General features: G+C 71.9%; 25 protein-coding genes and 1 pseudogene. 10 read left to right on the top strand and 16 right to left on the bottom strand.

Annotation, left to right across the window (positions count from 1 at the left end; genetic code table 11):
• The first annotated feature begins 109 nt into the window (after positions 1-109).
• The gene (locus ACVHNB_RS06470) at positions 110-292 is read left to right on the top strand and encodes a DUF6104 family protein (RefSeq protein WP_003961784.1); all 183 of its coding nucleotides are present in this window, start codon (positions 110-112) and stop codon (positions 290-292) included.
• A gap of 12 nt (positions 293-304) precedes the next feature.
• Here the strand turns inward: ACVHNB_RS06470 and ACVHNB_RS06465 are convergent, their stop codons facing one another.
• A complete protein-coding gene (locus tag ACVHNB_RS06465; RefSeq protein ID WP_456227589.1) occupies positions 305-1,129 on the bottom strand; it encodes a hypothetical protein in 825 nt (274 codons plus the stop codon).
• 167 nt (positions 1,130-1,296) lie between these two features.
• Here ACVHNB_RS06465 and ACVHNB_RS06460 point away from each other — a divergent pair, with 167 nt between their 5' ends.
• The gene (locus tag ACVHNB_RS06460) at positions 1,297-2,172 is read left to right on the top strand and encodes a DUF4097 family beta strand repeat-containing protein (protein WP_456227588.1); all 876 of its coding nucleotides are present in this window, start codon (positions 1,297-1,299) and stop codon (positions 2,170-2,172) included.
• A gap of 1 nt (position 2,173) precedes the next feature.
• Positions 2,174-3,205: a helix-turn-helix transcriptional regulator gene (locus tag ACVHNB_RS06455; RefSeq protein ID WP_456227587.1), complete on the top strand. Its 1,032-nt coding sequence runs from the start codon at positions 2,174-2,176 to the stop codon at positions 3,203-3,205.
• Positions 3,206-3,233: 28 nt separating this feature from the next.
• On the opposite strand, the gene ACVHNB_RS06450 is transcribed toward ACVHNB_RS06455, so the two are convergent.
• The 4 genes from ACVHNB_RS06450 to ACVHNB_RS06435 form a co-directional block, all read right to left on the bottom strand.
• On the bottom strand, positions 3,234-3,791 hold the full coding sequence (locus tag ACVHNB_RS06450) for a Clp protease N-terminal domain-containing protein (RefSeq protein WP_456228843.1): 558 nt from the start codon (positions 3,789-3,791) through the stop codon (positions 3,234-3,236).
• Positions 3,791-4,000: a helix-turn-helix domain-containing protein gene (locus tag ACVHNB_RS06445; protein ID WP_207827323.1), complete on the bottom strand. Its 210-nt coding sequence runs from the start codon at positions 3,998-4,000 to the stop codon at positions 3,791-3,793. The genes ACVHNB_RS06450 and ACVHNB_RS06445 overlap by 1 nt, the downstream gene beginning before the upstream one ends.
• A gap of 100 nt (positions 4,001-4,100) precedes the next feature.
• Positions 4,101-5,063, bottom strand: a complete 963-nt coding sequence (locus ACVHNB_RS06440; protein WP_428952361.1) for a zinc-binding dehydrogenase — start codon at positions 5,061-5,063, stop codon at positions 4,101-4,103.
• Positions 5,064-5,237: 174 nt separating this feature from the next.
• Positions 5,238-6,461, bottom strand: a complete 1,224-nt coding sequence (locus ACVHNB_RS06435; RefSeq protein WP_428952362.1) for an NAD(P)-dependent malic enzyme — start codon at positions 6,459-6,461, stop codon at positions 5,238-5,240.
• A 565-nt stretch (positions 6,462-7,026) separates the two neighbouring features.
• Here ACVHNB_RS06435 and ACVHNB_RS06430 point away from each other — a divergent pair.
• Genes ACVHNB_RS06430 through ACVHNB_RS06420 form a run of 3 tightly spaced genes read left to right on the top strand, consistent with a single transcriptional unit; the run spans position 7,027 to position 9,749 of the window.
• On the top strand, positions 7,027-7,989 hold the full coding sequence (locus tag ACVHNB_RS06430) for an ABC transporter substrate-binding protein (RefSeq protein ID WP_428952363.1): 963 nt from the start codon (positions 7,027-7,029) through the stop codon (positions 7,987-7,989).
• Between the two features lie 42 nt (positions 7,990-8,031).
• Positions 8,032-8,985, top strand: a complete 954-nt coding sequence (locus ACVHNB_RS06425) for an amino acid ABC transporter permease (RefSeq protein ID WP_428952364.1) — start codon at positions 8,032-8,034, stop codon at positions 8,983-8,985.
• A gap of 11 nt (positions 8,986-8,996) precedes the next feature.
• Positions 8,997-9,749, top strand: coding sequence for an amino acid ABC transporter ATP-binding protein (locus ACVHNB_RS06420; RefSeq protein ID WP_428957552.1), 753 nt, complete (start codon positions 8,997-8,999; stop codon positions 9,747-9,749).
• 135 nt (positions 9,750-9,884) lie between these two features.
• Here ACVHNB_RS06420 and ACVHNB_RS06415 read toward each other — a convergent pair whose 3' ends face one another.
• On the bottom strand, positions 9,885-10,655 hold the full coding sequence (locus tag ACVHNB_RS06415; RefSeq protein WP_428952365.1) for a class I SAM-dependent methyltransferase: 771 nt from the start codon (positions 10,653-10,655) through the stop codon (positions 9,885-9,887).
• Between the two features lie 123 nt (positions 10,656-10,778).
• On the opposite strand from ACVHNB_RS06415, the gene ACVHNB_RS06410 reads away from it, so the two are divergent.
• Entirely contained in the window at positions 10,779-11,408 is a 630-nt protein-coding gene (locus tag ACVHNB_RS06410) for a CGNR zinc finger domain-containing protein (RefSeq protein ID WP_428952366.1), read from the top strand.
• On the opposite strand, the gene sodX is transcribed toward ACVHNB_RS06410, so the two are convergent.
• Positions 11,312-11,755 (bottom strand): nickel-type superoxide dismutase maturation protease, encoded by a 444-nt coding sequence (gene sodX / locus ACVHNB_RS06405; protein ID WP_428952367.1) that lies wholly within the window; start codon positions 11,753-11,755, stop codon positions 11,312-11,314. The genes ACVHNB_RS06410 and sodX overlap by 97 nt on opposite strands.
• Positions 11,756-11,922: 167 nt before the next feature.
• Here sodX and sodN point away from each other — a divergent pair, with 167 nt between their 5' ends.
• Positions 11,923-12,318, top strand: a complete 396-nt coding sequence (gene sodN, locus ACVHNB_RS06400; protein WP_428952368.1) for a superoxide dismutase, Ni — start codon at positions 11,923-11,925, stop codon at positions 12,316-12,318.
• A 122-nt stretch (positions 12,319-12,440) separates the two neighbouring features.
• On the opposite strand, the gene ACVHNB_RS06395 is transcribed toward sodN, so the two are convergent.
• Complete coding sequence (locus ACVHNB_RS06395) at positions 12,441-12,956, bottom strand: hypothetical protein (RefSeq protein WP_428952369.1); 516 nt, start codon at positions 12,954-12,956, stop codon at positions 12,441-12,443.
• Between the two features lie 289 nt (positions 12,957-13,245).
• Here ACVHNB_RS06395 and ACVHNB_RS06390 point away from each other — a divergent pair, with 289 nt between their 5' ends.
• Entirely contained in the window at positions 13,246-14,073 is an 828-nt protein-coding gene (locus ACVHNB_RS06390; protein ID WP_456227586.1) for a hypothetical protein, read from the top strand.
• A 22-nt stretch (positions 14,074-14,095) separates the two neighbouring features.
• Here the strand turns inward: ACVHNB_RS06390 and ACVHNB_RS06385 are convergent, their stop codons facing one another.
• From ACVHNB_RS06385 to ACVHNB_RS06360, 6 genes and pseudogenes are all read right to left on the bottom strand, one after another.
• Complete coding sequence (locus ACVHNB_RS06385) at positions 14,096-15,013, bottom strand: hypothetical protein (protein WP_456227585.1); 918 nt, start codon at positions 15,011-15,013, stop codon at positions 14,096-14,098.
• Positions 15,010-15,558 (bottom strand): sugar O-acetyltransferase, encoded by a 549-nt coding sequence (locus ACVHNB_RS06380; protein ID WP_428957553.1) that lies wholly within the window; start codon positions 15,556-15,558, stop codon positions 15,010-15,012. Before ACVHNB_RS06380 ends, ACVHNB_RS06385 begins: the two co-directional genes overlap by 4 nt.
• 18 nt (positions 15,559-15,576) lie before the next feature.
• Positions 15,577-15,912, bottom strand: a pseudogene (locus tag ACVHNB_RS06375) (DUF952 domain-containing protein); the annotation flags it as partial.
• Between the two features lie 25 nt (positions 15,913-15,937).
• Positions 15,938-17,176, bottom strand: a complete 1,239-nt coding sequence (locus ACVHNB_RS06370) for an RNA polymerase sigma factor (protein ID WP_428957554.1) — start codon at positions 17,174-17,176, stop codon at positions 15,938-15,940.
• Positions 17,173-17,589, bottom strand: coding sequence for a YciI family protein (locus ACVHNB_RS06365; protein ID WP_456227584.1), 417 nt, complete (start codon positions 17,587-17,589; stop codon positions 17,173-17,175). Before ACVHNB_RS06365 ends, ACVHNB_RS06370 begins: the two co-directional genes overlap by 4 nt.
• Positions 17,590-17,723: 134 nt before the next feature.
• Positions 17,724-18,311, bottom strand: coding sequence for a dihydrofolate reductase family protein (locus ACVHNB_RS06360; protein WP_428952373.1), 588 nt, complete (start codon positions 18,309-18,311; stop codon positions 17,724-17,726).
• A gap of 167 nt (positions 18,312-18,478) precedes the next feature.
• Between ACVHNB_RS06360 and ACVHNB_RS06355 the strand changes: the two genes are divergently transcribed.
• Positions 18,479-19,069, top strand: coding sequence for a TetR/AcrR family transcriptional regulator (locus ACVHNB_RS06355; protein ID WP_456227583.1), 591 nt, complete (start codon positions 18,479-18,481; stop codon positions 19,067-19,069).
• 19 nt (positions 19,070-19,088) lie between these two features.
• On the opposite strand, the gene ACVHNB_RS06350 is transcribed toward ACVHNB_RS06355, so the two are convergent.
• A complete protein-coding gene (locus ACVHNB_RS06350) occupies positions 19,089-19,712 on the bottom strand; it encodes a GNAT family N-acetyltransferase (protein ID WP_456227582.1) in 624 nt (207 codons plus the stop codon).
• A 227-nt stretch (positions 19,713-19,939) separates the two neighbouring features.
• Positions 19,940-21,100, bottom strand: a complete 1,161-nt coding sequence (locus ACVHNB_RS06345) for a family 2 encapsulin nanocompartment cargo protein polyprenyl transferase (RefSeq protein WP_456227581.1) — start codon at positions 21,098-21,100, stop codon at positions 19,940-19,942.
• Positions 21,101-21,207: the final 107 nt, after the last annotated feature.

The following is a 21,207-nucleotide window of genomic DNA, read 5'->3' as shown; positions in this document are numbered from 1 at the left end:
TCATCAGGCTAACCCGCACCGGCCGACGGGGCGAGAGTCTCCCGCGCTCTCCTATCCTGGCGGGGACAGAGCGGCCCAGAGCGGCATCCACCGGCACACGGAGCACCCCTTGTACTTCACCGACCGCGGCATCGAAGAACTGGAGAAGAGGCGCGGCGAGGAGGAGGTCACCTTCGAGTGGCTCGCCGAGCAGCTGCGGACGTTCGTCGACCTGAACCCGGACTTCGAGGTGCCGGTGGAACGGCTGGCGACGTGGCTGGCGCGTCTGGACGACGAGGACGAGGACGAGTAGCCGTCCGGGCCCTCAGGGGCGGGCGCGCATCCGGTCGTACGCGAATCCGAGCGCCCCGTGCACCAGCAGCAGCGCCCCCGCGGTGATCCAGCCCCCGCTGCGCCGCCGCAGGCCGTGCAGCGTGAGCGGCACCCCGGCCGCCAGCTGGGCGGCGGCGAGGCAGCGCGCCCTGGGGCCGCGCAGCCAGGGGCCGATGCTGGTGTTCTCGACGACGTCGAGCTCGGCGCGGACGGCGTCCCGCCATCCCGACCACTCGACGCTCTCCGCGTGCGGCTGCACCCGGGCGACCTCGCGCAGCCGGTCGGCCGGTTCGCCGGGGGTCAGGCCCGCGGGGAGCGTGAGCCCGGTGCGGGTGAGGACGGCGAGCAGGCCGAGCATGCGGGCCCGGGCGTCGGCCTCCGTGTCGGGCTCGGTGAGGGCGTCGAGGGACTGCATGTCGAGCACCGGGTCGAGGCCGAGGCGGGCGGCGAAGGTGCGCATGGCCTCGCCCTCGCCGGCCGGGGTGCCGTTCGCCAGCCATACGTAGCCGACGGGGCGGCGGAAGCCGGCGGCGAGGGTGAAGCCGCTGCGGTCGGCGTCCCACCACAGGGCGAGCACCGGCCAGGGCGCGCCGACGGCGAGGGCGCCGGCCCAGCCGCCGAGGACCCGGTCGACGGGTTCGCCGCCGCCGTCGGCCCCGGCGAGCCAGGGCTTCGACTCGGGCACGAGGACGCTCCACTCGGGTCCGGCCGGGGCGAGCAGCATCCGTTCGCGCAGCAGCTGGGCGGCGGGGCCGACAGCGGCGGGGTCGGCGCGGCACAGGAGCAGCGCGCCGGCGGGTTCAGGGGACGACGGCATGGCCCCACGCTAGGGCAATTTGCCCGCATCGGACCACAGATGTCCGCCCGCGCCGCCCGCGGGCGAGGCGGATCCCGCGGCGACCTGTCTTGACTTTCCCCATCCGCGATATATCGTGTTTTGCAGAGGACGCGATATGGCGCGTTCACTCCGGAGGAGGTCGCACCATGCCCGAGTGGTCCGTCGCGGAGCCGCGGAAGCTCGCCTTCGACGAGCCGGTGACGGCCCTGCACGTACGCATCGTGAACGGAACGGTGAACGTGGTGGGCACGGACGAGAGTTCCGCCCGTCTGGAGGTCTCCGACGTCGAGGGGCCCCCGCTCATCGTGCGGCAGCGGGACGACACGCTCTCCGTGGCCTACGACGATCTGCCCTGGAAGGGCTTCCTCAAGTGGCTCGACCCCAAGGGGTGGCACCGCAGCGCGGTCGTCACGCTCGCCGTGCCCAGCGGCACCCGGGTCGAGGTGGGCGTGGTCGGCGCGGGCGCCGTCGTCTCCGGCATAGAGGGGCGTACGGAGGTGAAGGGCGTCACCGGCGACACGACCCTGGTGGGCGTCACGGGCCCGGTGCGCACCAGCACGGTCTCCGGCAGCGTCGAGGCCCAGGCGGTCACCGGTGACCTCCGGTTCAATTCGGTGTCCGGCGACCTGACCGTGGTCGAGGGCTCGGGGTCCTTCGTGAAGGCGGACACGGTCAGCGGCTCGATGATCGTGGACCTCGACCCGGCCGGACCGACGGACGTGAGCCTGGCGAGCGTCTCCGGCGAGATCGCCATCCGCATCCCGCACCCGGCGGACACGGAGGTCGAGGCGAACACGGCGAGCGGCGCGGTGTCCAACGCGTTCGACGGTCTGCGCGTGTCCGGCCAGTGGGGCGCGCACAAGATCACGGGCCGGCTCGGCGCGGGCACGGGCAGCCTGAAGGCGACGACGGTCTCCGGTTCGATCGCCCTGCTGCGCAGGCCGCCGGGTGAGGACGAGCCGTTCGACGCGGAGCCGCAGGACGACTCGAAGGACCAGCCCGCCGACAAGAAGGTGCTCTGACATGCCTCCCGTCTTCGCCCACGGCCGCCTGCGCCTGTACCTCCTCAAGCTCCTCGACGAGGCCCCGCGCCACGGCTATGAAGTGATCCGCCTGCTGGAAGAGCGCTTCCAGGGGCTGTACGCGCCCTCGGCGGGCACGGTCTACCCGCGTCTGGCCAAGCTGGAGTCCGAGGGCCTGGTCACGCACACCACGGAGGGCGGCCGGAAGGTCTACGCGATCACCGACGCGGGCCGCGCCGAGCTGGCCGACCGCAGCGGTGAGCTGGCCGATCTGGAGCTGGAGATCCGGGAGTCGGTCGCCGAGCTGGCCGCCGAGATCCGGGACGACGTGCGCGGCGCGGCGGGCGAGCTCCGCCGCGAGGTGCGGGCGGCCACCTCGGGGGCCGGCGGGGCCCGTTCCGGCTCCGGCCCCGATTTCGGGGACTTCAAGGACTTCGTGGACAAGGACTCCTGGCGCGCCGCCAAGGAGGAGCTGCGCCGCGCGAAGCAGGAGTGGAAGGAGCAGGCGCGGCGCGCGAAGGACGAGAGCCGCCGGGCCCGCGAGGAGGCGCAGCGGGCGCGCCGCCAGGCCAAGGAGGCCCAGGACCGGGTGCGGGTCCAGGCGCAGGAGGAGTTCCAGCGCGTGGCCAAGCAGGTCCAGGACCAGGTGCAGGACCACTTCGCGCGGGGTGACTGGCCGACGGGCGTGCGCGAGGGCCTGTCCGAACTGGCCAAGGAGTTCGGCGAGTTCGGCAAGTCCTTCGGCAAGGACCTCGGCAAGGACTCCGGCCGTACGCCCCCTGCGCCGCCCGGGCCCGAGTACCGCCCGGCATCCGACGAGGTGCCCGCCGAGTACGTCCCGTCCTGGGCGACGGCGGACTCCACCGGCGACCCGGCCCGCGACCTGGACCGCCTCCTGGACCGCTTCCGCGACGACATCCGCGACGCGGCCCGCGACCACGGCGTCTCCGAGGACCAGCTCCGGTCGGCCCGGCGCCATCTGTCGGAGGCGGCCGCGCACATCGGGGCGGCACTGCGGGCGCCGAAGGCGTGAGCCGCGGGCGGCGGGCCGCCGGGGCGGCTCAGCTCGCCGCCGCCTCCCCGCCGCCGTACAGCACCCGCTCCACCGCCGGTACGGTCACGCCGTGCCCGGCGAGGACCTCGGACGCGATGCCGGGGCGGGAGGCGAGGGCGAGGAGGAGGTGCTCGTCGCCGATGGACCGGTCGCCGTGCGCGAGGGCCGCCCGCAGGGACGACTCCAGGACCCCCTTCGCCTCCTTGGCGAAGGGGCGCCGCCCGCCGAGCCGGCGGCCACCGCTCAACGCGCCGACGCCATGGGCCTGTTCGACCCGGGCGACGATCTCGTCCACGTCGATGCCGAGCCCGGCGAGGGCCTCGGCGTCCGCCTGGCTCAGGCCCGCCCGGCGGCGCGCGGCGACGAGGGCCTCCCCGATGGCCGCGCGCTTCCCCTCGGCGTCCGCACCGAGCGCGCCGAGGACGAAGGAGCCCCGGGTGCCGCGGGCGTCGAGGACCGCGAGGAGCAGATGCCCCTCGTCGATGTACGGGGCGCGCTCGCGCTCCGCGTGGGCGACGGCGCCCTTGACCACATCCCGGGCACCCTTGGTGAACCGCTCGAACATCATCGCCTCCCGTACTTCTTGTGCACGGCCTGTCGGCTGACTCCCAGCTCGGCCGCGATCTCCTGCCACGACCAGCCCTGATTGCGCGCGCTGCGCACCTGTACCGCTTCCAGCTGCTCCAGCAGCCGCCGCAGTGCGGCGACCGCCCGCAGCCCGACCCGCGGATCGCGGGCGCCCGCCTGCTCGGCGAGATCCGTTGCCTCGGTCATGATGTCAATGTAGGTTGACACACCCGCCGCGTCAACCACAGTTGACATGACGGGTATGGAAAAGGGGCGCCTTCACGGCGCCCCTTTTCCGCGAAGCGGTTCAGACGGTCAGCACGACCTTCCCGAACAGCTCGCCGCCGGCCATCTTCTCGAAGCCCTCGCGGGCCCGGTCGAGGGGCAGCACCTCGTCGATGACGGGCCGCACTCCGGTCGCGGCGCAGAAGGACAGCAGGTCCTCCAGCTCGTCCTTGGAGCCCATGGTCGAGCCGACGACCTTCAGCTCCAGGAAGAAGATGCGGTTCAGCTCGGCGGCCTTCGGGCTCGGTCCGCTGGTCGCGCCCGAGATGACCAGCGTGCCGCCCGGCTTCAGGGACTTGACCGAGTGCGACCAGGTGGCGGCGCCCACCGTCTCGATCACGGCGTCCACCCGCTGCGACAGCCGCGCCCCGGACTCCACGGCCTCCACGGCCCCCAGCTCCAGGGCCCGCTTGCGCTTGGCCTCGTCGCGGCTGGTGGCGAAGACCCGCAGACCGGCCGCCTTGCCGAGCACGATCGCGGCGGTGGCGACACCGCCGCCCGCGCCCTGGACCAGCACCGAGTCACCGGGGCGCACACCGGCGTTGGTGAAGAGCATCCGGTACGCGGTCAGCCATGCGGTGGGCAGGCACGCGGCCTCCTCGAAGGAGAGCTCCTTCGGCTTGGGCAGCACGTTCCACTCGGGCACGGTGACCTGCTCGGCGAAGGTGCCCTGGTACTTCTCGGTGAGGATGGAGCGGCCCTCGCGGGGCCCCACCCCGTAACCGGTCTGCCCGATGACGGAGTGCAGGACGACCTCGTTGCCGTCGCTGTCGGTCCCGGCGGCGTCGCAGCCCAGGATCATGGGCAGCGCCTCCTCGCCGAGCCCGACCCCGCGCAGGGACCACAGGTCGTGGTGGTTGAGGGAGGCGGCCCTGACGTTCACGGTGGTCCAGCCGGGCCGGTTCTCGGGGGCGGGCCGCTCCCCCAACTCCAGTCCGTTCAGCGGCTGGTCACGGTCGATGCGGGCGGCATAGGCAGCGAACATGACCTTGACGATAGGCGCCGCGCGGGGGCCGGGGAACCACCTCCGCCTGTGACACACGTCCCCTGGCGCGGAGCCCGGAAAAGGGCTTGGACGAGCACGGGAAGAGCAGGGGAAGGGCAGGGGAAGGGCATGGAGAAGGCCCCGCCGGAGCGGGGCCTCGACCACATGCGGTACTCAGCGTCGCGCGACGCCCTCGGCCCGCGCGGCGGCGGCGACGGCGGCCGTCACCGCCGGCGCCACCCGCTCGTCGAACGGCGACGGGATGACGTACTCGGCCGTCAGCTCGTCCCCGACCACCGCGGCCAGCGCCTCCGCGGCCGCGATCTTCATCGTCTCGGTGATCCGGGAGGCCCGCACCTGCAGCGCGCCCGCGAAGATCCCGGGGAACGCCAGCACGTTGTTGATCTGGTTCGGGAAGTCCGAGCGCCCGGTCGCGACCACGGCCGCGTACTTGTGGGCGATGTCGGGGTGCACCTCGGGGTTCGGGTTGGCCATCGCGAAGACGAAGGCACCCGGCGCCATCGAGGCGACCGCGGGCTCGGGGACCGTACCGCCGGAGACGCCGATGTAGACGTCGGCACCCGCGAGGGCGTCCTCCAGCGAGCCGGACAGACCCGCCTTGTTCGTGATCTCGGCGAGCTCGCGCTTGACCGGCGTGAGGTCCTCGCGGTCCCGGCTGACGATGCCCTTGCGGTCGGTGACCGCGACGTCACCGAGACCGGCCTCCAGCAGGAACTTCGCGATCGCCACACCGGCCGCGCCGGCGCCGGAGATGACGCCCCGCAGCTCGCCGAGCGAGCGCCCGCTGAGCCGGGCCGCGTTCTTCAGCGCGGCCAGCGTCACCACGGCGGTGCCGTGCTGGTCGTCGTGGAAGACCGGGATGTCCAGCTTCTCCTGGAGCTTGCGCTCGATCTCGAAGCAGCGCGGCGCCGAGATGTCCTCCAGGTTGACGCCGCCGAAGGACGGCGCGAGGCGCACGACGGTGTCGACGATCTCGTCGACGTCGGTCGTCGCGAGCGCGATCGGCACCGCGTCCACGCCGCCGAACTGCTTGAAGAGAATGGCCTTGCCCTCCATCACCGGGAGGGACGCCTCGGGGCCGATGTCCCCGAGGCCGAGCACGGCCGTGCCGTCGGTGACCACGGCCACGACGTTCGGCTTCCAGGTGTAGTCGTGGACGAGCTCCGGCTGCTCGGCGATCGCGCTGCACACCTTCGCGACGCCGGGCGTGTACGCCAGGGACAGGTCGTCCTTGTCACGGACCGGCACGGTGGCCTGCACGGCCATCTTGCCGCCGCGGTGCAGCGCGAACGCCGGGTCGAAGGAATCGACGGGATCCACGTCGCCTTCGTTGCCGGTACTGGTGTCGCTGCGAGGATTGACGATCTCCGCTGCCACTTGTCTGACCCCTTAAGTCTTAAAACATCAGTTGAGGGTGTCCGCTCCTGGTTGAGGAGCGGGCGGGCACCGCGTACGGCCCAGCTGGTCCCGTTTGTGAACCGCTGTACGGGACCGCACGCGACGGGCGCGCCGCACGCGCGCCCTGAGCCCCGGATGAGGGGTGTAAAGAACCTTCTTACCTGACGGACGGTGCTGCGGACGAGCCCATACGTGATCGATCACGGCCCGGTGACATGACTCATAGCCGAATATCTGGACAAGTCATCAAGTCGCGCTCGAAGCGCGGTGGAAGCACGCCCGAATGGTGAGACTGCGGGCAGTTCGCCGGAGAATCTCCCGCCTCCGGACAGTGGGTCCGCAGATGATGCGGCCCTATGCACCGTGACATGCCGCCCTGTTGGGGCTCTTGGCGCACCTGTTATCCGATTTTGACATCTCTGACGCCCTGCACGGGTCAGTCCGAATGGCAAGATGCCGTCATCACGCGAGGTCGCGACACCCGAAGGTGTGTGCCAAGGCGACCGACACGGCAACTCCACCCACCCTGCCGGAGGACCCCACCATGACCGCAAGCACCACCCGTCGCACGACCGCGAAGTCCGCGAAGTCCCGGATAGCCGCGGTCGGCGCGATCGCGGTCGCCGGCACCCTGCTGCTGACCGGCTGCGGTGACCAGACCAAGGACAAGGACGCCGACAGCGGCTCCGCGTCGAGCAAGAGCGCACCGCTCGCGGACAAGCTCCCCAAGGAGATCCGCGACAAGGGCGTCATCCGGGTCGGCTCGGACATCGCCTACGCCCCGGTCGAGTTCAAGGACAAGTCCGGCAAGGCCATCGGTATCGACCCCGACCTGGCCGACGCGCTCGGCAAGCAGCTCGGTGTGAAGTTCGAGTTCCAGAACGGCACGTTCGACACCCTGGTCACGGGCCTGCGCTCGAACCGCTACGACATCGCCATGTCGGCCATGACCGACACCAAGGACCGCCAGGACGGCGTGGACTCGGACACCGGCAAGAAGGTCGGCGAGGGCGTCGACTTCGTCGACTACTTCAACGCGGGCGTCTCGATCTACACCCCCAAGGGCAAGACCCAGGACATCAAGACCTGGGAAGACCTGTGCGGCAAGAAGATCGTCGTGCAGCGCGGCACGGTCTCCCACGACCTCGCCAAGGCGCAGGCCAAGAAGTGCGGCTCCAAGAAGCTCGGCATCCAGGCCTTCGACGACGACCAGCAGGCCCAGACCCGGCTGCGCTCCGGCGGCGCCGACGCCGGTTCGTCCGACTTCCCGGTCGCCGCGTACGCGGTGAAGACCTCGGGCGGCGGCAAGGACTTCGAGATCGTCGGCGACCAGGTCGAGGCCGCCCCGTACGGCATCGCCGTCGCCAAGAGCAACACGGAACTGCGCGACGCGCTCCGGGCCGCGCTGGACGCGATCATCAAGAACGGCGAGTACGACAAGGTCATCGCCAAGTGGGGCGTCGAGGCCGGCGCCGTGAAGGAAGCCACCGTCAACGGCGGCAAGTGACCGCGTACGACGCGTCATCGAAGTCGTTGAAAGGCAAGATCCGTGTCTGTTGACATAGAGAAGACGGGCGGCGGCCCCGAGGACACGCCGCCGCCCGCGGCCGCGCCGGAGGCCATCAGGGCCATTCCGGTCCGGCACTACGGGCGGTACCTCGCCGCCGTCGTCGCCCTCGCGCTCCTCGGCTCGATCATCTACGCCTTCGGCCAGGGCAAGATCAACTGGGGTGCGGTCCCCGACTACTTCTTCGACGACCGCATCCTGACGGGCGTCGGCAAGACCCTGCTGCTGACCGTCCTGTCGATGCTGATCGGCGTGGTCGGCGGTGTCACGCTCGCCGTGATGCGCCTGTCGAAGAACCCGGTGACCAGCTCCATCGCCTGGTTCTACATCTGGTTCTTCCGCGGCACGCCGGTCCTGGTCCAGCTGTTCATCTGGTTCAACCTGGGCCTGGTCTTCGAGTACATCAACCTCGGGCCGATCTACAAGGACTACTGGTCGTCCTTCATGACGCCGCTGCTCACGGCCCTGCTCGGCCTGGGCCTCAACGAGGCGGCGTACATGGCGGAGATCTGCCGCGCCGGCCTGATGTCGGTCGACGAGGGCCAGACCGAGGCGTCGCACGCGCTCGGCATGAGCCACGCCAAGACCCTGCGCCGCATCGTGATCCCGCAGGCGATGCGGGTGATCGTGCCGCCGACCGGCAACGAGTTCATCAACATGCTGAAGACCACCTCGCTCGTCGCGGCGGTCCAGTTCAACGAACTCTTCCGGTACGCCCAGGACATCGGCCAGCAGTCCGGTTCGCCGGTGGAGATGTACTTCACCGCCGCGGCCTGGTACCTGATCATGACGTCGATCCTGAGCGTCGGGCAGTACTACATCGAGCGGTACTACGCGCGGGGCACCCTGCGTCAGCTGCCGAACACGCCTTGGCAGAAGGTGAAGGCCAACATGCTCTCCTTCTCGAACCGTTCGGGCACGGGGGTGGGAGCATGACCGCGAACGCGATGGTCAAGGCCGAGGGCGTCCACAAGTCCTTCGGCAACGTGCAGGTCCTCAAGGGCATCGACCTGGAGGTCAAGCAGGGCGAGGTGTTCTGCCTCATCGGCCCCTCCGGCTCCGGCAAGTCGACCTTCCTGCGGTGCATCAACCACCTGGAGAAGGTCAACGCCGGCCGGCTGTACGTCGACGGCGAGCTGGTCGGCTACCGGCAGCAGGGCGACAAGCTGTACGAGCTCCGCGACCGGGAGGTCGCCCTGAAGCGCCGCGACATCGGCATGGTGTTCCAGCGCTTCAACCTCTTCCCGCACCTGACGGCGCTGGAGAACGTCATGGAGGCGCCCGTCCAGGTCAAGGGCGTCGCCAAGGCGCAGGCCAGGACGCGCGCGCAGGAGCTGCTCGACCGGGTGGGCCTCGCCGACAAGGCGGGCAACTATCCCTCCCAGCTCTCCGGCGGCCAGCAGCAGCGCGTCGCGATCGCCCGGGCGCTCGCGATGGACCCGAAGCTGATGCTGTTCGACGAGCCGACGTCGGCGCTCGACCCGGAGCTGGTCGGTGACGTCCTCGACGTCATGCGCGACCTCGCCGAGTCCGGCATGACGATGGTCGTCGTCACGCACGAAATGGGCTTCGCGCGCGAGGTCGGCGACAGCCTGGTCTTCATGGACGAGGGCGTGGTGGTCGAATCGGGCCACCCGCGCGATGTTCTGACGAACCCTCAGCACGAGCGGACGCAGTCGTTCCTCTCCAAGGTGCTGTAGTCGTCCGACGCCGACAGGAAAGGGGCGCCCGGGGTCGTGGACCCCGGGCGCCCCTTCTTGGGCGGGAGGCCGGTGCGGTCGCGGCCCCACCGGGCCGCGGCCCGCGACGAGACGCTCACCCCGCAGCCGCGACCGTCACTTCAGCGCGAGCACCAGCGCATCGGAGGGCGAGCCCCACACCACCCGCGCCTCCCCGAACCCTGCCCCGCGCAGCGCCTCCGCGTGCCACGCCGCCGGCGGCGTGTCCCCGTCGGCATGCTCCCCGTAGATCTCGAACCGCTCGGCCGTCGGACCGGCCAGGACCGGGTCCTGAGCGGCCAGCGCCCACCACTCGGCCCAGTCGAGCGCCCCGCCCGCCTTCGCCGCGTCCATCCGCGCATGGCGAAGCGCACGCTCCGCGGCGTTGATCCGGGGCGTCGTCTGGTCGATCATGTGGTCCGCGTTCATGAAGACGCCGCCGTCGCGGACGAGGCCGGCGAGTTGACCGTAGAGCGTCGCGAGAGGGCCGGAGTGCAGCCAGTGCAGGGCGGTGGCGGTGAGCACGGCGTCGTACGAGTCGTGCGGCAGCGCCTGCGTCCACTGCGGGTCCTTGAGGTCGGCCGTCACGAAGGTGACGCGCTCGTCCCCGTCGAAGGTGCCGCGCGCGATGGCGAGCAGCGCCGGGTCGAGGTCGACGCCGACGCTCGTGGCGTCCGGGAAGCGGGTGAGCAGCCGGTCGGTGATGCTGCCGGTGCCGCACGCGAGGTCGAGCACGCGGGGCGCCCGGCCCACGCACGCCTCGACCATGTCGAGCATCACCCGGAACCGCTCCTCGCGGTCCGGCATGTACCACTCCTGCTGCCGGTCCCAGCTGTCCTGCCAGGCCCGCCAGTCGGCAGCCCGGGTGTCGGCGGTGGTCTCGGTCATGAAGCCCTCCCGTACGAGCGACACGGTCGGCACCGCGAGCGACGGTGCGTAATACCCTGAAAGCCAGAGCGAGCATTACTCTCGCTCGCCCCAGACGATAGACCGCCCCGGTAAGGACTACAAGTGGAACTGGCCTATTACTCGGACTACGCAGTGCGTCTCGTCAACACCGAGGAGCCGGGCCGCGGCAAGGACAACCTGACCTCCGTGGAGGCGGTGCGCGACCTGTTCGGCGCCAGCCAGGAGGCGGCCCGCCGCGCGACGGACTCCGATCTGACCCGCTTCAGGAGCGTCCGGGGCCGTCTGCGCGCGGTGTTCGACGCGGCCGACAGCGGCGACGAGGAGCTCGCGGTGAACCTGCTGAACTCGCTCCTGCTGGAGTTCCCGGTGAGCCCGCAGATCTCCGGTCACAACCACCGGGACGACGACGGGCGCCCGCTGTGGCACATGCACCTGGCCGACCACCCGTCCAACGCGACGGCCGGCTACGCCTCCATCGCCGCGATGGGGCTCGCCTTCCACCTCACCGAGTACGGGGTGGACCGCCTCGGCCTGTGCGAGGCGGCGCCGTGCCGCAACGCGTACCTGGACACCTCCACGAACCGCTCCCGCCGCTACTGCTCGGACCGCTGCGCGACCCGCGCCAACGTCGCCGCCTACCGGGCCCGCAAACGCCTGGAGACGGACCGGTCGGACAGCACCGGGCGCACGGCGCGCAGCGCCCAGGACACCACGGCCGCCACGGACCGCTGACCCTCGCCCTCGGCCCACGGCCTGCGCCGCCGCAGCCGGCCGCGGACCTTGGCGAGCACCAGGTCGTCCGGGACGACGCCGTACACGCTGCTGTCGCCGCCGGCCCCGGCGTTGTCCCCGAGCACCCACCAGCCGCCGTCCCGCCGCTCGGCGATCCGCTTCACGACGAGAAGGTCCTGCTGGAAGGGGTGGCGCAGGACGACGACGTCGCCCGGCCGCACCCGGGCGCCGTAGTGCACCAGCATCCAGTCACCGTGGTACAGGGTCGGCACCATGGACGGACCGACCACCTCGATGATCTGGAACGGCACTTTCGCCTCGCGTGCTTCCTCGATCGCCTCGGGCATCAGACATCCTCCCCGGTCTCCCCGGTTTCCATCCGCCGGTCCCATCGTCCACCAGTCCCAGTCTCGCCCTGGACTTTTGTCCTAAGCCCCCGGGGGCACTCGAGAAAACCCGTTCTGCACGGAGTAATGTCCCACCTGAGAAGACGATCACGAGGAAGGACAGCAACATGCTTTCCCGCCTGTTCGCCCCCAAGGTGAAGGCCAGCGCTCACTGCGACCTCCCCTGCGGCGTGTACGACCCGGCCCAGGCCCGCATCGAGGCCGAGTCGGTCAAGGCCGTCCAGGAGAAGATGGCCGGCAACGACGACGTGCACTTCCAGGCGCGCGCCACGGTCATCAAGGAGCAGCGTGCCGAGCTCGCCAAGCACCACGTCTCGGTGCTGTGGAGCGACTACTTCAAGCCCCCGCACTTCGAGAAGTACCCGGAGCTGCACCAGCTGGTCAACGACACCCTGAAGGCCCTCTCGGCCGCCAAGGGCTCGACGGACCCGGCCACGGGCCAGAAGGCTCTGGACTACATCGCCCAGATCGACAAGATCTTCTGGGAGACCAAGAAGGCCTGATCCGGGCTGTTCCGGCACCGGCCCCGGCCGACCGGCGGGTGGTGCACCCTCGCGGGTCCCGGGCCGCACCGAAGGGGCCCGGCCGACGAACTCGGCCGGGCCCCTTCGGCATGGGTCGGGCGTCAGGCCGCGTTCGCCTCGCACTTGGCGAGCGCGTTCTCGGCCCTGGTCAGCAGCTTCTTCGTCCTGGCGCGCTCCTCGACCAGCTTCGGGTCCTGCTGCACGGCCCGCAGGGCCGCGTAGGCCTTCCGCTCCTCCGCGTTGGCCTTGTCCAGCGCCTGGCGGGCCTCGTCACGCTCCTGGACCGCGCGCTGGTAGTCGGCCGCGGAGAACTCGCCCGACTCGTCCTCCTCCAGGTACGTGACCCAGTCGCGGGCCTCGGCCCAGACGGTCGCGCGGTACTCGGCGGCGCTGTTGGCCTCCTCGTACGCGTGGTCGAGCTGCTCGATCTTCTTCGTGACCGGGACGATCTGCGCGTTCAGCGCGTCGAGACGGTCCTGGTGCCGGTTGACGGTCGCCTGGTACCGGTGACACGGCCCCTTCGGCGCAGCATCGGCGGCCTGCGCCACCCCCGGCAGGGCGACGGCGAACAGGGAGACGGCGGTGACGGCGATCCGGGTGAGCGAGCGAGAGGTCACGGTGCGCTTCCTTCGGTGAACGGGGAACGGGGTGCGGTACACCCCGCGCGAACCCGTTCACCTATGCACAGAATGTCCGGATCTCGCCCCTCGCCGCCCCGTGGCGGTGTGCTTGTCACACGAAAAGAGTCCGGCGGCGGAGCGGCAGGTCCCGCTCCGCGAACCGGTCCGCGGGTCCCGCCGACCGCGGCCGGGAAGGCGCGGGTCGTGGCCCCATGGAACCGCACGGTTCGGTCCCCCCCTCCCCCTGGTGGAATGGGCGGACCACACCGCGACCCAGGAGTCACCGATGTCCCGCCACCCGCGCGTCCTCTACGTCACCGACCTCGCCTACGAGGCCCGCGGCCGCCGCTACTGCGACGAGGACATCTTCCTCACGTCCCGGCTCCGCCCGTCGTTCGACCTCGCCCTGTGCCACCCCCTGGACGCGGCCGCGCTCATGGACGGCTTCGACGTGGTCGTGGTCCGCAACAGCGGGCCGGTGCTCGGCTACCAGGACGCGTACGAGGCGTTCCGCGCGCGGGCGCTGGAGCGGGGCACGAACGTCTACAACCCGCTGACCGGCCGCGCCGACATGGCGGGCAAGCAGTACCTGCTGGACCTGACCGGCGCCGGGTACCCGGTGATCCCGACGGTCGACCGCGCCGCGGACCTCCGGCGGCTGCCCGCGGCCGATCGTTACGTGGCGAAGCCGAAGCTGGGCGCGGACTCGATCGGCCTGCGCGTCGTCACCCCGGCCGAGCTCGGCGAACTGCCTTTCGCGGACGGCCTGTTGGTGCAGCCGCACGTCGACTTCCAGTACGAGGTCTCCTTCTACTTCGTCGACGACACGCTCCAGTACGCCTTGTACGCGCCGGACCCGGGGCGGCGCTGGGAGCTGCGCCCGTACGAACCCACCGCCGCCGACCGGGAGTTCGCCCGCCGTTTCATCGAGTGGAACACCCTCCCGCACGGCATCCAGCGCGTCGACGCCTGCCGCACCCCGGAGGGCGAGCTGCTGCTCGTGGAGCTGGAGGACCTCAACCCGTACCTCTCGCTCGACCTGCTGGACGACGCGACGCGGGACGCCTTCGTGTGGGCGATGGCCGCGTCGGTGCGCGGGGCCGTCGCTCGCTAGCCGGGGCGCGGCGCGGGCGGACTCAGGCCGTCTCGAGCACCGCCCGCACGTTCGCGAGCATCCGGTCCCGGTCCGCGCGCACCGCCGCGAACTCCTTTCGGTGGAGCGTCAGTTCGGCTCGCTGGAGGCGGTTCACCACGGACCACCACACCCCGCCCGTGTTGTGGGCACGCTTGCACTCGACATCGGCGGCGGCCGTGCCCAGCTCCCGTTCCGTGCGCCTGGTGTTGCCGTCCTGGCCGCGTCCCCAGGCCTTGTCGCCGAAGGCCTTCACGGGATCGGGGTACCGCTTGAAGCCCTTGTCGACGACGCAGTCCGCCCACTCCCGGTAGGCGCGGCGCAGGCGCGGGTCCCGCCCGGCCTGCTTGCGGACGGCGGTGGCGCGTCCGGAGACGTACACCCACGTGTTCCTGCGGTCCCGCACACCGCGCTCCAGCCGCCGGGAGGCCTCCCCGGCGCAGCCGCTCTGCTCGCCCCGCCGGTCGCCGTAGTAGACGGCGGACTCCTCGGTCGTCATCTCCCGCCCCTCGGGCTCGCGCGGGCGGACCTTTTTCCCCGGGTCCCAGCCGTAGCCCCAGCGCCGCGCCTTCTCCAGGTCGTAGGAGCCGACGGGTCCCGTGCCGACGGCGACCATCACGGTGGTGTACCGGTTGCCGAAGCCCGGGTACTTCGGGTCCCGCGGGAAGTCGGCGAAGCCGTGCCGGACCATGCAGCGCTGCGTGAGCAGCTGCCGCGCGCGCTCCATCCGGTCGTACGCCTGCTTGTCCGTACCGTCGAACTCGTACCTCTCCAGCGGCAGTTCGGGCATCTCCTGGTCCGTCCACACGACCGGCGTCCCGTCCGCCCAGGTCTTCGCGTGACCGCCGGCGAAGCCGTCGCCCCCGGTGAACCCGATCAGTGCCGCCCCCGCGACCACGCAGGCCACCCCCCGTCGTCTCACGCCCCGGCCTCCCCGAGCCCCCGCACGACCCGCGCGGGGTTGCCCACGGCGACCACGTCCGGCGGCAGGTCCCGGGTGACGACGGAGCCCGCGCCCACTACGGTGTTCGCGCCGATCGTGACGCCGGGGCAGACGATGACGCCGCCGCCGAGCCACACGTTGTCGCCGAGGGTGATGGGCTTCGCCGCCTCCCACTTGGCGCGGCGCGGCTCGGGTTCCAACGGATGCGTGGGGGTGAGGAGTTGGACGTTCGGGCCGATCTGCACGTCCTCGCCGATCCGGATCGGCGCCACGTCCAGCATCACGGCCCCGCAGTTGACGAACGTACGCGCGCCGATGCTGATGTACCGCCCGTGGTCGACGGACAGCGGCGGGCGCACCACGACGTCCTCGCCGACCTCGCCGATCAGTTCGTGGAGCAGGGCGCGGCGCGCGGGCAGGTCGGTGACGCTGCTCGCGTTGTAGCGCTCGGCGAGCTCGGCGCCGCGCAGCGCGTCGGCCTCGATGTCGGGATCGTCGGCGAGGTAGAGGTCACCGGCGAGCATGCGTTCCTTCTGGCTGCGCTTCTCGGGGCGCGGCCAGTCACGCACCTCGGTCACCGCGGCGACCGCCAACGGGCCGTAGATGTGCGGGAATTCCGCCCCGCCGGGCTCCCCGGGCTCCACCCGGACCGGCACGTCGAGCAGCTCCCGGTCGATGACCAGGACCACCAGCTCGCCGGGCGCGGGCTCCGTCCCGTACAGCAGCTCGGCGACACCGCGCAGCTGGTGCGGGAACGAGCAGTGGATGAACCCGACCTCCTGGAGGCTCTTGCCGCGGGTCGACATCGTGTACGTGCCCGTGGCCCGGGCGCTCTCCCACAGGGCGCGCTCGGTGATGTGAAGCAGTTCGATCGCCATGCGCCCAATCTATGAGTCCGCTGTGTCAGGGGGTGAGCCGGGCCGCGCGCACCCGCAGATACCGCTGCTCCGGTCCGCTGAGCGTGCAGGCGGCCGCGACCTGGTAGGCGGTGCGGGCCCCGTCGCGGTCCCCGGCGCGTTCCAGCAGGTGCGCGCGGACCGCGGCGAGCCGGTGATGTCCGCCGAGCGCGTCGGTCAGCCGGTCGGTCTCGGCGAGCCCGGCGGCCGGGCCGTGCACCATGGCGACGGCGACGGCCCGGCCGAGCGCGGCCATCGGCTCCCCGGCGGGCGCGAGCCGGACGAGCAGGTCGTAGAGGGCGAGGATCTGCGGCCAGTCGGTGTCCTGCGCGCGATCGGCCTCGTCGTGCAGGGCTGCGATGGCGGCCTGGAGTTGATACGGCCCGACGGGCCCGTGCGGCAGCGCCCGCTCGACGAGCGCGACGCCCTCGGCGATCGCGGCCCGGTCCCACAGGGTCCGGTCCTGCTCGTCGAGCCGGACCAGGTCACCGGCGGCGTCGGTGCGGGCCGCGCGCCGGGCGTCGGTGAGCAGCATCAGCGCGAGCAGCCCGGTGACCTCGCTGTCGGCGGGCAGCAGGGCATGCACGGCGCGGGCCAGCCGGATCGCCTCGGCGGCCAGGTCGGCGCGGCGCACTTCGGGGCCCGAGGTCGCGGTGTGGCCCTCGTTGAAGATCAGGTACAGCACCTGGAGGAGTGCGGGCAGCCGCTCCCGCCAGCGGTCGGGCCGCCGGAACTCCGCGCCGCGCAGCTGCCGCTTGGCCCGGCTGATCCGCTGCGCCGCCGTCGCCTCGGGCACCAGGTAGGCGCGGGCGATCTCCGCGGTGGTCAGACCGCCGACCGCCCGGAGGGTGAGCGCCACCTGGGACGCGGGACTGAGGTCCGGGTGGCAGCACAGATAGAGCAGGGTGAGCGTGTCGTCCTCGGCGGGGGCGCGCGGCGCGTCCGGCGGCGGCGCCGTGTGGGCGTCGCGCGGCAGCAGCTGGGCCTGCGTCTGTTCGCGCAGCCGCCGCGCCGTCTCGCTGCGCAGCGCGTCGGTGAGGCGCCGGGACGCGACCTTGATCAGCCAGCCGCGCGGATTGTCCGGGATCCCGCGCTCGGGCCACTGCCGCGCGGCGGCGAGCAGCGCCTCCTGCACGGCGTCCTCGGCCGCGTCGAAGTGCCCGTACCGGCGCACGAGCGCACCGAGGACCTGCGGCGCGTGGCGGCGCAGCAGGTCCTCGGTGGTGTCCGGAGCGTCGGGCCTCAGCACACGTCGCCGCCGCCCTCCATGACGGGCCGGATGACGACGGGGTAGGCGGGCGAGCCCTCGGGCGCCGGGCACTGGAGGATCCGCTCGGCGATCTCGGTGACCCGGTCCAGGTTCGGACAGTCCAGCACCCAGTAGCCGCACAGGAGTTCCTTCGTCTCCCCGTACGGCCCGTCGCTGATCACGGGCCGTCCTTCGCCGCCGGGGGAGACGGTCCGGGTCTGTGCCGGCTCGGCCAGACCCTGCCCGTCGATCATCTCGCCGGTCTCGGCCAGATCGTTGTTGAGCTGCTCCATGAAGGCGTACATCGCCTGCAGGTCCTTCTCGCCCCAGGCAGGAACCCCCTGTGACGCCTTGCCGCCCATGGCCTCGTAGTCCGCCTGCGAGGCCTGGATCATCAGCATGTACTTCATGGTCCTGCGCTCCTTCGGTGCGGCCGCTCGCTCGCTGCGGGCGGCTTCACCTGGGACGTCGGAGCGGCCGGAGCGCTCTCGACACCGCCCGCGCATCTTTTTTCTCCGCGGGTCTCCAGTCTGGCAGCGGAGCGCTACCGCTTCCTGCTGTACCGGCGGACGATCACGCCGTTCCCGAACGTGCGGTTCTCCGCGAGGTCGAACCGGGTGAGGTCGTATGCGCGGCCGGCGAACATCGGCATGCCGGCGCCGAAGACCACCGGGTACGTCTTGATCACGAGCTCGTCGATCTCGTCCGCGAGCAGCCCCGCCAGCCGGGCGCCGCCGCACAGCCAGATGCCCAGCTCGCTCTCTTCCGCCTTGAGCGCGCGCACCGTGCCGACGACGTCGTCGCGGATCAGCTCGACGTTCGGGTGCGGGGACTCCTTCAGGCTGCGCGTGGCGACGTACTCGCGCAGATGCCCGTACGGGCTGAGGAAGCCGGCGTCGATACCGACCTGGTAGCTGCCGCGGCCCTGGAGCACGGTGTCGAACTTCTTGTTCGTGATCCCGTCGAAGCCGAGCATCTTGCGGCCCTCGGTCGAGATCGTCTCCGGGTACTCCTCCTTCAGGAACCCCAGGAACTCCTCGTCGACGAACGGCACGAACATCATTCCGTCACCGGACTCGTCCCCGATGAAACCGTCGACGGACACGGCGACGAAGTACGTGAGCTTGCGCAAGCTGGTCTCTTTTCGTGGAGGACAAGGACTGTGGGCGACTCTCAGCGGTCCTCGGCGGCTCTCCGCGCACTCCGCCCGAAACACTCCGCCCGAACCACTTCAGTTATAGTGCTTCACCTGTAGTGGTTGCAAGAGCTTTCCCGGGACCGGGGATGGGAGTGGCAGACATGGTGAGGAATCCGGAGCGCCGAGCCGCCCTCGTGGACGCGGCCGTCGAGGTGCTCGCGGCCGAGGGTGCGCGCGGCCTGACCTTCCGCGCGGTGGACACGGCGGCGGGCGTCCCGACCGGCACGTCGTCCAACTACTTCGCCAACCGCGACGACCTGCTCCACCAGATCGACAGCTGGCTGCACGAGCGGCTCGCCCCGGACCCGAAGGTCGTCGAGGACCTGCTGAAGCGGCCCAGGGACCGGGAACTGGTCCTGGCGTTCATGTACGACCTGATCGGCCGCGCGCAGGGCGACCGCACCGGGTTCCTCGCCATGATGGAGATGCGCCTCGAAGCCGGGCGACGGCCCGAGCTGCGCGCGTCCCTGATGAAGTCGCTGCGCGGCGATCTCGACTTCGGCATCGCGTTCAACGCCGAGTCGGAACTGCCCGGCGGCGCCGAGGAGATCACCCTCCTCTATCTGGGCATGCTCGGGCTCATCCTGGAACACCTGACGATGCCGGGCATGCTGGACGGCGCGATCCCCGGCGTGAGCGTGCCGGAGGGCGTGGTGGAACGCCTGGTGGAGCGGATCGTGCCCGAGGCGTGAGCAAGCCCCGCGTCCGGGCTCAGCCGGCCTGCGGCTCCCGCCACATGGGCCACAGCGACGGGCCGTCGGGCAGGTCGAGAGCCGTGCCGGTGAAGACGAAGCCGAGCCGCTCGTACAGGGTTCGGCTGCGGGCGTTGCTCGCCTCCAGATAGGCGGGCAGACCCTCGCGGTCGCAGCGCTCCAGGACCGGCGCCATCAGCGCGGTGCCCAGGCCCTCGCCCTGCCGGTCCGGCCGTACGCCGATCATCCACAGGTAGACGTGCGCGCGGCCCACCGGGTGGATGGCGTCCGTCAACCGGGCTATCTGCTCGACCCGCTCGTTGTCGGGGTCGACGGCGGCCCGCACCTGCGCGGGCACGTCCTCCTCGTCACCGTCGGCGCCCTCGCCGCCCTCGGGGCCGTGCGGCTCGTCCGGGACGTCCAGCCACAGCGCGACGGCCGAGCCGTCCTCCGCGAGATCGATGAACCCCTCGGCGAACGTGACATCGGTGAACACCCCCATCAGGCCCGCGTGCCGGGCCCGCCGGTGCTCCTCGCCGGGGAACACCCAGCCGCTGACCGGGTCGTCCATGAACGCCTCGTCGAGCAGCTCCACGACGAAGTCCCGGTCGGCCTCCTGCGCCCGCCGCATCCCCACACCCACCCTGGATCCCCCCTGGCCCGTCACCAACCGGCTTGGCTCGTACGCTCGTTGGCAGCCTAAGCGATCACTCCCCGCACCGGACACGGGCCCCGCACTCGGGATCGCGGCCCGGGTTTCAGCCCCGGCCCCTGGGGCGGACACGGCGGCCCGGAGCTGCGGCAGCGGCCCGGGGCCGCGGCGACGAGTCACCGCGACCCCAGGCCGCGCCCCCCCCAATTACCTCCCCCTCAATAGCCGCGCCGCGTCACGAACTCCGCCAGTGACAGCAGCCCGCCCGCCTCCTCCGGTACCGGAACCGCTCTCGCCAACTGGTCGAGCGCCCGCGCCATCTCGTCCGCCGCCCGCGCCTGCGCCCAGTCGCGCCCGCCGGCCCGCTCGACGGCCATCGCGATCGCCTCCAGCTCGGCCTCGCCCTCCTTCCCCGGGCCCGGTGGCCCGTACAGCGCGGCCAGTTCCTCCGCGGCCGGGCCCCCGGAGGCGAGCGCCGCGACGACCGGCAGGGACTTCTTGCGGACGGCCAGGTCGGCCCCGGCCGGCTTGCCGGTGCGGGCCGGGTCGCCCCAGATGCCGATCACGTCGTCGATGAGCTGGAAGGCGAGCCCCGCCGCCCGCCCGAACGCGTCGAGCGCCGCGGCCTCCTCCTGCCCCGCCCCGGCGTACAGCCCGCCGATCGCGCACGCGCAGCCGAGCAGCGCCCCGGTCTTGGCCTCCGCCATGGTCAGGGTCTCCGCCAGCGAGACCGCCCGCGGGTCGCGCCCCTCCAGCGCCACGTCCGTGGACTGGCCCGCGCACAACTCCACGACGCAGGCGGCGAGTCGGGCCGCCGCGGCCGGGGCCGCCGGATGCGCGTCCTCGGCGAGCAGCCGCAGGGCCTGTGCCTGCAGCGCGTCGCCCGTCAGGATGGCGTCGGCGTCCCCGAACACGGTCCACGCGGTCGGCCGGTGCCGGCGCGTGGCGTCCCGGTCCATCACGTCGTCGTGCAGCAACGTGAAGTTGTGGGTCAGCTCCACGGCGGCCGCCGCCCGTACCACCCGCTCGGCCCGTCCGCCGAGGGCCCGCGCCGCGGCCAGGACGAGAGCGGGCCGCACGGCCTTGCCCCCGTTCCCCGCCGCGGGTGTGCCGTCCGCGTGCTCCCAGCCGAAGTGGTACCGGGCGACGCGGCGTATGGACCCCGGCAGGGCCTCGACGGCCCGGCGCATCTCGGGGTCGACGGACGCCCTGGTCTGCGCCAGGATCAGCGCCGCCTCCTGCGCCTCGCACTCCTCTCCCCCGCCCCGGCCCGCGCCGTCGTCCCCCGCGGGGCCGGGCAACGCCCCCTCTCCTGCTGTGCCCGGCCCGGCGGACTCAGCTGTCGCTCGCGCCTGCGTCGTCTGGGTCGTCTGTGTCATGGGCTCACCCCGGGGAGGCCACGGACGGTGGCCGTTCCGCTGCTGCTGGGCGCATACCCCCTCGGTGTACCCGCCCTTCCGGGCGGGGACACGACGTGCCGGGGGCG

Source organism: Streptomyces sp. YJ-C3 (assembly GCF_053891275.1).
The sequence above is the reverse complement of the archived record's forward strand: the minus strand, read 5'-3'. Positions and strand labels throughout refer to the sequence as shown.

Bases quoted from the DNA above. Each gene is read 5' to 3' on its own strand.
- sodN (WP_428952368.1), top strand. From the start codon at position 11,923: ATGCTTTCCCGCCTGTTCGCCCCCAAGGTGAAGGCCAGCGCTCACTGC.
- ACVHNB_RS06465 (WP_456227589.1), bottom strand. From the start codon at position 1,129: ATGCCGTCGTCCCCTGAACCCGCCGGCGCGCTGCTCCTGTGCCGCGCC.
- ACVHNB_RS06420 (WP_428957552.1), top strand. From the start codon at position 8,997: ATGGTCAAGGCCGAGGGCGTCCACAAGTCCTTCGGCAACGTGCAGGTC.
- ACVHNB_RS06445 (WP_207827323.1), bottom strand. From the start codon at position 4,000: ATGACCGAGGCAACGGATCTCGCCGAGCAGGCGGGCGCCCGCGATCCG.
- ACVHNB_RS06390 (WP_456227586.1), top strand. From the start codon at position 13,246: ATGTCCCGCCACCCGCGCGTCCTCTACGTCACCGACCTCGCCTACGAG.
- sodX (WP_428952367.1), bottom strand. From the start codon at position 11,755: ATGCCCGAGGCGATCGAGGAAGCACGCGAGGCGAAAGTGCCGTTCCAG.
- ACVHNB_RS06440 (WP_428952361.1), bottom strand. From the start codon at position 5,063: ATGTTCGCTGCCTATGCCGCCCGCATCGACCGTGACCAGCCGCTGAAC.
- ACVHNB_RS06355 (WP_456227583.1), top strand. From the start codon at position 18,479: ATGGTGAGGAATCCGGAGCGCCGAGCCGCCCTCGTGGACGCGGCCGTC.
- ACVHNB_RS06380 (WP_428957553.1), bottom strand. From the start codon at position 15,558: ATGCTCGCCGGTGACCTCTACCTCGCCGACGATCCCGACATCGAGGCC.
- ACVHNB_RS06460 (WP_456227588.1), top strand. From the start codon at position 1,297: ATGCCCGAGTGGTCCGTCGCGGAGCCGCGGAAGCTCGCCTTCGACGAG.
- ACVHNB_RS06455 (WP_456227587.1), top strand. From the start codon at position 2,174: ATGCCTCCCGTCTTCGCCCACGGCCGCCTGCGCCTGTACCTCCTCAAG.
- ACVHNB_RS06345 (WP_456227581.1), bottom strand. From the start codon at position 21,100: ATGACACAGACGACCCAGACGACGCAGGCGCGAGCGACAGCTGAGTCC.
- ACVHNB_RS06415 (WP_428952365.1), bottom strand. From the start codon at position 10,655: ATGACCGAGACCACCGCCGACACCCGGGCTGCCGACTGGCGGGCCTGG.
- ACVHNB_RS06450 (WP_456228843.1), bottom strand. From the start codon at position 3,791: ATGTTCGAGCGGTTCACCAAGGGTGCCCGGGATGTGGTCAAGGGCGCC.
- ACVHNB_RS06365 (WP_456227584.1), bottom strand. From the start codon at position 17,589: ATGAAGTACATGCTGATGATCCAGGCCTCGCAGGCGGACTACGAGGCC.
- ACVHNB_RS06430 (WP_428952363.1), top strand. From the start codon at position 7,027: ATGACCGCAAGCACCACCCGTCGCACGACCGCGAAGTCCGCGAAGTCC.